This is a genomic window from Burkholderia anthinoferrum, from assembly GCF_002925705.1.
In the GTDB taxonomy this organism is placed as follows: domain Bacteria; phylum Pseudomonadota; class Gammaproteobacteria; order Burkholderiales; family Burkholderiaceae; genus Burkholderia; species Burkholderia semiarida.
In genome coordinates, this window is record NZ_LFZP01000058.1 from 122,775 (window position 1) to 132,937 (window position 10,163).

General features: G+C 69.3%; 10 protein-coding genes and 1 pseudogene. 2 read left to right on the forward strand and 9 right to left on the reverse strand.

Features of this window, described 5'->3' with window-relative positions; all coding sequences use genetic code 11:
- Genes C5F75_RS28725 through C5F75_RS28765 form a run of 9 tightly spaced genes read right to left on the reverse strand, consistent with a single transcriptional unit; the run spans position 1 to position 8,647 of the window.
- Positions 1–630: a hypothetical protein gene (locus C5F75_RS28725; RefSeq protein ID WP_104013108.1), complete on the reverse strand. Its 630-nt coding sequence runs from the start codon at positions 628–630 to the stop codon at positions 1–3.
- Position 631: 1 nt separating this feature from the next.
- Positions 632–1,507: a hypothetical protein gene (locus tag C5F75_RS28730; protein ID WP_104013109.1), complete on the reverse strand. Its 876-nt coding sequence runs from the start codon at positions 1,505–1,507 to the stop codon at positions 632–634.
- 7 nt (positions 1,508–1,514) lie between these two features.
- Positions 1,515–1,769 carry an acyl carrier protein gene (locus C5F75_RS28735; RefSeq protein ID WP_006481176.1) on the reverse strand — a complete coding sequence of 85 codons (255 nt, stop codon included), beginning with the start codon at positions 1,767–1,769 and terminating at the stop codon, positions 1,515–1,517.
- Between the two features lie 58 nt (positions 1,770–1,827).
- On the reverse strand, positions 1,828–2,913 hold the full coding sequence (locus C5F75_RS28740) for a hypothetical protein (protein WP_059579142.1): 1,086 nt from the start codon (positions 2,911–2,913) through the stop codon (positions 1,828–1,830).
- Between the two features lie 13 nt (positions 2,914–2,926).
- Positions 2,927–4,255 carry a hypothetical protein gene (locus C5F75_RS28745; protein ID WP_104013110.1) on the reverse strand — a complete coding sequence of 443 codons (1,329 nt, stop codon included), beginning with the start codon at positions 4,253–4,255 and terminating at the stop codon, positions 2,927–2,929.
- Entirely contained in the window at positions 4,245–4,988 is a 744-nt protein-coding gene (locus C5F75_RS28750) for an outer membrane lipoprotein-sorting protein (protein ID WP_104013111.1), read from the reverse strand. The genes C5F75_RS28745 and C5F75_RS28750 overlap by 11 nt, the downstream gene beginning before the upstream one ends.
- Positions 4,985–6,202 carry an ABC transporter permease gene (locus tag C5F75_RS28755; RefSeq protein ID WP_060009037.1) on the reverse strand — a complete coding sequence of 406 codons (1,218 nt, stop codon included), beginning with the start codon at positions 6,200–6,202 and terminating at the stop codon, positions 4,985–4,987. The genes C5F75_RS28750 and C5F75_RS28755 overlap by 4 nt, the downstream gene beginning before the upstream one ends.
- A complete protein-coding gene (locus tag C5F75_RS28760; protein WP_104013112.1) occupies positions 6,174–6,884 on the reverse strand; it encodes an ABC transporter ATP-binding protein in 711 nt (236 codons plus the stop codon). The genes C5F75_RS28755 and C5F75_RS28760 overlap by 29 nt, the downstream gene beginning before the upstream one ends.
- Entirely contained in the window at positions 6,881–8,647 is a 1,767-nt protein-coding gene (locus C5F75_RS28765) for a fatty acyl-AMP ligase (RefSeq protein WP_258048609.1), read from the reverse strand. The genes C5F75_RS28760 and C5F75_RS28765 overlap by 4 nt, the downstream gene beginning before the upstream one ends.
- A 379-nt stretch (positions 8,648–9,026) precedes the next feature.
- Between C5F75_RS28765 and C5F75_RS28775 the strand changes: the two genes are divergently transcribed.
- Positions 9,027–9,974, forward strand: coding sequence for a fatty acid desaturase family protein (locus C5F75_RS28775; protein WP_060009028.1), 948 nt, complete (start codon positions 9,027–9,029; stop codon positions 9,972–9,974).
- 29 nt (positions 9,975–10,003) lie between these two features.
- A pseudogene (locus C5F75_RS28780) lies at positions 10,004–10,163 on the forward strand (ferritin-like domain-containing protein); the annotation flags it as partial.

Consider the following 10,163-nt stretch of genomic DNA (forward strand, 5'->3'; position numbering starts at 1 on the left):
TCAGGGTCTCCCCGGCCGCGCGGCGGCGCCGGAATGATGGGCGGAATCGGTGAGCGGGGCGGCGGCGCGCGACGCGCCCGGATGCGGTTCGAGCCGGATCGCGAACGACGGCCACGCGCCGCGCAGTTGCGCGTCGAACGCGTCGGCGAGCCGCGCGGGCCAGATCGCGCAGCACACGCGGTTGTCGCCGGCGAATTCCGCATCGCGCAGAATGCGGTCGCCGATCCAGACGACCGGTGCGCCGCGCGCGGCGTCGCGCAACGCTTCGTCGTACAGGTGCACGCCGAGCAGCACGTGGGGCGCGAGCAGTTCGGCCGGCAGCGCGCCGAAATACGGCGCGCACACTTCGATGAATACGCGGGCGTCCGGATGCACGGCGTCGCGGATCCGCACGGTGATTTCCGCGAGGAATCCGAAATACTGCACGTGGTCGAGCAGCACGCGGCGCTCGCCACCGGCCGCGTCGTACGCATTGCCCGCGTCGTACGCGTCGCCGGCCGCTTCCGCGAGCGCGGCGCGCGCATAGTCGGCCGGCGTGTCGAGCGGCATCCGGTACGCGCTGGCCGCGACCGCGACCGGCTGCCGCGCGTCGCGCTCGATCCGGTAGGTGAAATGAACGGGACGCACCATGTCATGCCTCGCCGTCGAGAGAGAACGTCGCGTCCGGCGCGAACGCGACGTCCGCGATCGCGTAATAGCCGTTCAGCGCGAGCGAGCAGACGGCCGCGCGGCGCGGCGTGTCGCCGTCGCGGTGCGCGAGCAGCACCGACAGCCACGGGTCGCTGCCGAACGCATGCCCGAACACGCCGTGGCCGTCCGGCAGCAGCGGCGTCTTGCCGACCGACGCGAGCAGCGCGCGACGCGACGTGGCCGGGAAGAACGGCAGCGCCGCGTGCAGCCCGGCGCGCGCCGCGCAGAACGTGCGGATGTCGCGGCCGAGCCGCACGACCGCGCTGGCCGGCGGCGCGGCGTCGGCGATCACCGACGCCGCCGGTTCGCGGCCGACGTCGACGAGCAGCGTGCAGATGCCGAAGCCCGAGCGCCCCCACGCGGGATTGCCGTGCCAGTACGTATAGCCGTGCACGTCGACGTCGACGATCTGCAGCAGCAGCGTGCGCGGCCCCGTCTCGGCCGCGGTCGCGAGCGTGCGGCGCAGCACGTAGCCCCAGCCCGCGCATTCGTACGAGCAGGTCATCCAGTCGGGCGTGTAGTCGTTCGCGCCGGCCAGCGCCTGCGCGAACACGCGATGCTGCGGCGAATCGTTCATCAGCAGCATCGACAGGATCGTCGAGCTGACCACGTAGTCGTCCGCGCCGACCGCGCCGCACAGCCGCTCGCGTTCGGCGCACGCGAGCTTGCCGATCGCGCGGGCCGTGTCGTCGAGCGGCGCGGCCACGCCGTCGCGCGACGGCGCGACGCGCCGGTACGCGAGCGCCTGCACGGTCAGCGCAGTGGCCGGGGCCGGCTGGACGGCGGCGGCCGCCATGGGGGCGAGGGGCGCGAGCATCGCCGTGTCAGGCCGCGTGCTGCTGGCTGCGCAGTTGCGCGTCGAGCTGCTGCAGCGTCGTGTACTGCGTGATGTTCAGCGCTTCCGGATCGATCGAACCGTAAAGCTGTTCGCAGAACACGATCAGCTCGACGATGTTCAGCGAATCGATGCCGAGTTCGCCGATGCCGGCGTCCGTGTCGACGGTTTCGACGTTGAGGATCTTCGCGACTTCGCGGGACAGGATGTCGAGCGCGTCGGCCGGAACGTTCTGGGTCGTCATGAGAGGAGCTCCTGGAGTTGAGTGGTTTTGATCGGGATCGATCGGCCTGTCGCGTGGGTCAACTGCCGGCTTCGCAGCGCAGGCTCTTGCGAAGCTCGTGATAACAACGGTACGAACTGCCTTCCATCTTCGAAAACGCCAGCAGGTCGCGCTGGTCGTCGAACAGCTGCACCTTGCCGTCGCGCACGAGCGCGGTCAGGAACTCGTTCGACAGCAGCTTGATCGCGAGCACGCGCTGCACCTTGCCGAAGCTGTAGTGCGCGTCGTCGGTCTGGCTGCGCGCGGCGTCCGCGATGAAGCGGTGCACGGCGCGCGCGTCTGCGTCGAGCTCGATGCGGCCGGTTCGTTCGAGCCAGCCGACGTGCGCCATCAGCGCGCGCACGAAATACGGCCGCACGACGGTCAGGTATTTGTTGAACACGGTCGGGCCGCCGATGCGCAGGCGATCCTCGGCGGCGACGCGCACCTGGCCGCCGACGTTCGCAAGCTGCAGGTTGCCCGCGAGGAACGGCGCGCCGCAGGTCGTGCGTTTCAGTTTTCGATACTCGTCGGGCCACACGAGATAGGCGGCCGGGAACATCACGCCCGGCAGGCGTGCCGCGACGACGGCCATGCAGTCGCGGTGCGCCTCGATGCCCCACACCTTGTCGACGGTCAGCGCGAGCCCGTTGTCGTCGCTGCGCACGACCGTGCGCCAGGCGGCGAGCGTCGGGCCGCCGCCGTCGCTCATCAGGAACGCGAAGTGATGGCCGGCGTCGATGCACTCGCATGCGCGGCGGTTCTGGTCGTCGGAGAAGAACAGCCCGAACATGATGCGGATGAACGCGCGCATGAACGGCTTGAACAGGTGATGAAATCCTTCGCGGCCGATCTGTTCGAGCAGCGCTTCGGTGAGCGGCGCCTCGTCGTGCCGCAGCGGTGTCGACGCGGACGCATCCGGCAGCACGTCCGGTGCGGCGGTGCGCAGCGCGATCACCATCTCGCTGTCGAGCAGCCGCACGGCGGCGGCTTCGACGAGTCGGGCCGCCGCGTGCGGCGGCGTGCCGATCGCGTCGAGGTGGCGCAGCACCGGATACGCGGCCTGGTCGGCCACGCGCAGGCGCAGCGGCGGTGCGATCGGGGTGGGGGCGGAAAGCGTGGACATGGCAGGGTTCCAGTCAGAAACGCACGCGCACGGCGGCGTCGATGCGGGTGCCGAGACCGACCATCCGGTACTCGGAATTGCTGTCGGAAAACGCGTGCGACACGGCGACATCGACACTCACGCGTTTGTTCACGTCGGCGACGACCTGCGCGATCGCCAGCAGGCCCTTGTCCTGCGGCGAATAGACGCCGCGCAGCGAATACTCGACGCGGCCGATCTTCTTGCCGAGCCGCGCGAACAGGTAGTCGCGCAGGTTGCCGTCGACGCTCACGAAGTTGGCCGTGCCGCCGAGGCCGGCCAGCGCGGCGCCGGGCGCGACGGGCAGCAGCGCGTTGTTCGCCTGCGCCGCGCCGACCATTCGGCGCCACTGGCTCGCGTCGTAACGCGCTTCGTCGTGCGACCACTCGACGATCAGCGACAGGTTGCCGGGCAGCGCGCTCTGCATGCCGACCGCGCTGCGCCACATGTACTGGCGATCGTTGCGGCGATCGACGGCGTCGTAGGCCGCCGCCGAATCGAGCGGCGTACCGTTCGCGATGAAGGCCGGCAGCGGCCGCGTCGTGCCGCGTTCGACCCACGCGCTCGCGTAGACGGTGTTCGAGCGCGCGACGTCGAACGACAGCGTCGCGCCGGCGCCGCCGCGGCCCGCGTGACGGCCGGCGAGCAGCGCGGCCGAGCCGCCCGATCCGTTGTAGGCGCCGCGCACGAGCTGCGTCGCGCCTGCTACGTCGCGGTTGTCGACGTCGTTGCGCAGCGTGCGGTTCTCGCCGGCGATGAACTGCAGCGTGGTCTGCTCGCCCGCCCATTTCGCTTCGACGAGCGGCGTGCCTTCGACGTCGCCGTAGCGATCGTAGATGTCGGCCGTCGCGGCCCGTTTCTGGAAGAAGCCGAGCGGAAAGAACGCCTGCGACGTGTCGAGCGCGTCGATCCGCTTGCCGGCCGTGAGCGTGATGCCGTTGTCGAACGCGTAGCGCACGCCGGCTTCGTTGAAGCGGCTTGCCTGCGCGCCGAGCGAATGGTTGCTCGCGACGACGCGCGCATTCGCGAACAGGTTCTCGCCGTCGATGCGCGCGAGCAGCCCGGCTTCCTGCTGGTTGCGCGGCGAGTCGCCGATCAGGCGGCCGAGCAATGCGCGGCCGTCCATGCTGTCGACGGAGCGCGCGTAGCCGATGCCGTTGAGCGTGCCGAGCTGGTCCATCAGCGATTCTCCATGCGCGAGCGTGCAGCCGAGCGCGAGCGGGATCGCGAGCGCGACACCGGGCCAGCCGCGGCGGGCGCGATCGGGTGATGAGCGGAGGCGGTCACGATGAGCATCGGCATCGGCGTCGTACTCACTGGCCATCGGCGAGCGTGTCGGGGTTGAACCAGCCCGACGGAATCTTGCGCGGCTGACCGTCGAGGATGTCGACGACGCTCGCGCGCTGCTTCTCGACCTCGTTGCGATAGGTGATCTTGCGGATCACCTTGCGGCCGTTCGCGTCGACCGGCGCGGAGAAATCGGCGCTGCGAAACAGCAGGCCGCTTGCCAGGAAGAACTGCGCGCGCACCGGCACGTCGGTGTCGGGCGTGACCCACAGCTTGATCGTCGGATAGACGTTGTCGGGATCGGTCGCGCTCAGGTCGAGCTCGGTGGCCGGCTTGCCGGCGATCGTGGTCGTGCCGGGGGCGGCCGTCGCGCGATAGCTGTCCGCCCAGTGCGTGCGCGTGATGTCGCTGATCACGACTTCGCCCTGCAGCCGCTGCATCCCGTTGATGCGCACCGCGCTGCGCGTGTTCGGCACGTAGAACCAGTGCCCGCGCGTCGTCGCGAGGTACTTCTGGCCGTTGTTCTCGCCGCTGCGCGTCAGCGCGAGCGTGTCGCCGTTGCCGCGCGTGTAGACGAGATAGCGCGTTGCGTCGCCGGACTGTCCGCCGACCTCGTTGGTGATCTCGATGTTGGTCTGCGTATCGGCGGCCGTGCTGCGGTACGCGTCGGCACGGGCGAGCATGGTCTGGGCCGTCGGCGTGTCGGCCGCCTGCGCGGCGAGCGACGCGCACGCGACGAGCGCGGCGAACGTCAGGCGAATGCGATTCATGGGGCGAGTCCTTCGAGGATGTTGCGTTTCGCGAGACCGAGCGTCGCGAGCAGCGCCGCGGCCACGCCGAGCACGACGAACGCGGCTTCGACGGCGGCCACGGCGGCGGGCGACACCGTGAATTCGAGCAGGATCGGCTTCACGCGGCCGGGCGGCGCGGGCAGGTGGATCTGCGCGTGATTGAGCGCGACCATCGTCAGCAGCGCGAGCGCGATGCCGGCGGCCGCGCCGAGCAGGCCGAGCAGCGCGGTTTCCTGGATCAGCACGCCGCGCACCGTCGCGGCCGGCACGCCGAGCGCGCGCAGCGTCGAGATCTCGCGGCGTCGCTCGACGATGCTCATCAAGATCCAGTTGCTCATCGACAGCAGGATCGTCACGCACAGGATCGCGCCGAACACCGAGAACTGGTTCTTGTACAGCGCGACGACCTGGTGATAGAGCGACACGAGCTGGTCCCAGGTCTTCACGTCGAGCGTCGGCAGCGCGGCGCGCAGCGTCGCGGCGGCGGCCGGCGTGCCGGCGGTGTCGTCGAGGAACACCGCGATGCGCGACGCGCGGTCGGTGCGCAGCAGCGCCTGCGCGGCCGTGAACGTCACGTCGACGATCCGTTCGTCGACGTCCTTGTTGCCGGTGCTCATCACGCCGACGATCTGCGCATCGGTCGCGTTGATGCCGCCGTGCGCGGTCGACGCCATCAACTGCACGACCGAGCCGACGCGCACGCCGAGCTTGCGCGCGAGTTCCGCGCCGACGACGACTTCGGTGCCGGCATTCGTCGGCGACAGGTAGCGGCCCGACAGCACCGTGTGATAGTCGAAGAAGCCGGGCGGCTCGCGGTTCGGCTCGATGCCTTCGCCGACGAAGCCGTAGCTGAGGTCGCCGTTCGACACGAGGCCGTCGAAGTCGATGCCGCGCGCGGTCGTCGCGACGCCGCGCAGCTTTGCAATCGCCTGCGTGGCGGCGGCCTGCTCGTCGGCGGTCAGCCCGTACTGCAGCGGCCGCTCGCCGATCAGGTCGAGATAGCCGTGGTGCAGCACCTGCACATGGCCGACGCCGCTGTCGATCGACCCTTCGCGCACCGCGTCGAAGGTCGCGATCACGTAGCCGAGCGCGAGGCTCGACGCGAACGCGGCGACGCCGATCATCGCCATCGTCAGCACGGTGCGGCGCTTGTTGCGCCAGAGGTTACGCCACGCAAACGTCGACCAGTTCACGATTCACTCCCGGTACGCCGTCGCGCATCTCGATGCGGCGCGGCAGGTGCGCACACAGACGATCGTCGTGCGACGCAATCAGAAAAGCGGTGCCCAGCGTGCGGTTGGTGTCGAGGATCAACTCGGCGACCGCCCGCGCGTTGGCGCTGTCGAGGCTCGCGGTCGGCTCGTCCGCGATCACGATCGCCGGCTCCTTGGCGAGCGCGCGGGCCAGCGCGACGCGCTGCTGCTCGCCGCCGGACAGCTCGCCGGGGCGATGCCGTTCGCGCGCGGCGAGCCCCACCGCGTCGAGCATCGCGCGCGCGCGTTCGCGCCGCGTGCGCGGCGTGCCCCACGCGAAGCAGCCGAGCTCGACGTTCTCGAGCGCCGACATCACCGGAATCAGGTTGAATTGCTGGAACACGAAGCCGATGCGTTCGCGGCGAATCCGTTCAAGCGTGTCCGGCGCGTCGTCGATCCGGCGGCCTTCGAGCCAGCGTTCGCCGCTGCTCGGCACGTCGAGAAAGCCTGCGAGGTTCAGCAGCGTGCTCTTGCCGCTGCCCGACGGGCCGACGAGCGCGACGACGTCGCGCGGGGCGATCGAGATCGTCGCGCGGCGCACCGCGACGACGCGGCCCGCGCCCTCGTACACGCGCGTGACGTCGCGTAGTTCGAGCACCGGCGAAAGCGACGCGGGCGTCATGCGAACGCTCCCTGGCCGGCTTCGGCGACGGCGGCCGATGCGGCGATCACGGGCAACGCGCCGTTCGCATAGAGATCGCGGCATTTCAGGCGCTGCAGCTTGCCGCTCGTCGTGCGCGGCAGCGAGCCGGGTTCGACGAAGCACAGATCCTGCGCGGCGAAGCCGATGCGCGACGCGAGCAACTGCTGGCACTCGGTGCGCGTTTGCGGCGTCGCGTCGACGGGCCGTGCCTCGATCGCGACGACCAGCCGCTCGGTGCCGGTTTCGGGGTCGGGCAGGCCGAACGCGATGCACGTGCTCTTGCGCAGCGCGCTGTGCGACGCGAGCGCTTCCTCGATCTCGTGCGGGAAATAGTTGCTGCCGCGGATGATGATGACTTCCTTCTTGCGGCCGAGGATATGCAGCTGGCCGTCCGCGACGTAGCCGATGTCGCCGGTGCGGAACCAGCCGTCGGCCGTCAGCGGCGCGGCGATCGTGCCGTCGTCGGGATCCAGGTAGCCGAGCATCACCGACGTGCCGCGGATCGCGACTTCGCCGACCGCGCGGTTGCCCAGCGCATGGTCGCCGTCGTCGAGGATGCAGAACGCCATCCCGTCGATCGGCGTGCCCATCGCGAGCACCGTTTCGGTCTCCGTCTCGCGCCCGTCGTTCGCGGCGGCCGGCTGCGCGTCGCGGCGCTCGATCAGCGCGCGCCGGTCGAGCGTGTCGGCGATCACGTACGGTGCGCCTTCGACCGCGCCTTCGTGCCATGCACGATGCATCGATACCGCGAGCGTCGATTCGGCCATCCCGTAGCACGGCTGCAGCGCCGACGCCGCCAGCCCGTACGGCGCGAATGTCGCGGCGAAATCGCGCAGCGTCGCGTCGTCCACGCGTTCGCCGCCGATGAAGATGTTGCGGCACGCGGACAGATCGACGCCGTTCATCGCGGCGGCATTGAAGCGGCGCACGCAGTAGCGCAGCGCGAAGGTCGGCACGGACGTCGTCGTCGCGCGTGCCGATGCGATGCGCTTCAGCCAGCCGAGCGGATTCCGGATGAAGCTGTTCGGCTGCATCATCAGCAGCGGCGCACGGTAATGCAGATTGGACAGCAGCGTGAGCAGCCCCATGTCGTGATAGAGCGGCAGCCACGACGCGGTGCCGTCGCCGGCCGCGATATCGAAGCGCACCGACCCGCCGATTCCGAGCACGTTCTCGATCACGTTCTCGTGGCTCAGCACCGCGGCTTTCGGATGCGACGTCGAACCCGACGTGAGCTGGACATGGTGCGGATCGTGGCCGCTCTTCGCGCTGATTGGCGCGTGCGCGCCGGCATTCGCGGCGCTCGACAGCGTCGCGAGATCGACGACGCGCGTGGCGGCCGCCGGAAACGCGTCGTCTCGCCACGCCGCGGCCTGTGCATCCGCGGCGATGACGAGACGCGGCCGGTACAGCTCGCACGCGACGTCCGCCACCTGCCGCGCGGCCGTCGGCCGCCGCACGGGAACCGGCACGGTGCAGGGCAGTGCGCCCGTCATCACGCAGGCCATCATCGCGGCCGCATGCTCGACCGACGCGGGCAGCGCGAGCATCACCAGATCGTTCTCGCGCACGCCGAGCTCGTGCAGCGCGCCGGCCTGGCGAAACACCTCTTGCGCGAAGTGCCGGTACGTGATGCCCGCTTCGCGGCCCGCATCGTCGACGAACGTCATGCGATGCATGGCGCCCGCGACGTCCTCGAGCGATTCGATCAGGCGATGAATGGTGGATGCGTACTTCGTCACGAGGGTTCTCCCCTTGAGGAACACGGCCGCTCGCGCCACGGTGCCGGCGGCGCCGTTCGTCGAGTGAGGAGGATTCTTGCCGGATCGATCGGCGGCGACAAACGGAATCTATGCAGGCTATGCATGAGCGGTACGCATCCACGAGGTGACTGGTCGGTCTCATTCGACCGGTCGTCTAGTTCACGATGTGGTGCGCTCATGCGCGGGCGTCATGCAATGCGTTCGGAAAATTCGTTTGTCCGAAACATCGACTCACAGAAGAATGGCAACCCGGCAGCGCGCCAGCGTCGCCGCGTCATCGTGCCGGGCAACCCGGCCCAAGGAGAGCGTCTTGTCCGTCACCTCATCGCTTGTCGCCCGGCCGAAACCGGTTACAGACATGAAGAGCCGCCCGAGCGGCGTGGTCTTCTCGCTGAAGCTGGTTGTATACGTTGCGCTCGTCGCGCACGGGATGATGTTCGCGCTGTCGGCGCTCGTGATCCTGAAGGCGGTCGGCATCCTGCTGATCGGTGCGATGTATGCGCACGGCGTCGAGCTGCAGCACCAGGCGCTGCATTACCAGGGATTCCGCAGCAAGCGCCTGAACATGGTGTTCGGCGTGCTGCTCGGCATGCCGATGCTCGTGTCGTTCCACGCATACCAGGACAGCCACCTGCGCCACCACCGGCTGCTCGGCACGCCGGAGAACAAGGAGTTCTTCGACTACGGCGACCAGTACGGCGCGAGCCCCGTCGTCAATGTCGGGCTGTGGATGTGGCGGCTGTCGATGGCCGCGCACTATATCCAGTTCGCGAGGAACGTCGTGAAGCTCGTCGTGCCGGGTGCGCGCTTCGGCGACAATGCGCTCGTGTCGCGCTCGATCCGCCGCGACTACCTGCTGATGGCGGCCGCGATCGCGCTGCTCGCGGCGCTGTCGTTCGTGCTGCACACGTGGTTCGTCGTCTGGGTGTGGGTCGTCCCGCTCGTGTTCGTCGCGGCGCCCGTGCACGCGCTGGTCGAGATGCCCGAGCACTACCGCTGCGACCTGACGAGCACCGACCCGTTCCGCAACACGCGGACGATCGAGAGCAACGCGTTCATGACGTGGTTCACGAACGGCAACAACTATCACGTCGAGCATCACATGATGCCGAACCTGCCGATCGAGCGGTTGCACGACCTGCATGGCGCGATCGCGCCGCGCATCCGCTATTACCATCGCTCGTATCGGCAGTTCTACCATGCGCTGCTGCGCGGCCGGCTCGCGCCGCGTTCGGTGGACGACGATCGGGACGATCGCGAGCCCGATGCGGAAGCCGCCGCGCCGGCGTCGACGCAGTCGGCATGAGCGCCGGTGCGGATTGCATGGCGACGACGGTGACGACGATGCTCTACCCGGAACTTTTCAGGTCGCTCGAAGCTGTCCGCTGGGACATGGAGAAGGACATTCCGTGGGACAGGTTCGACGCTTCGCTGCTCACCGACGAGCAGGCGAAGACGATCAAGATGAACGCGATCACCGAATGGTCGGCGATTC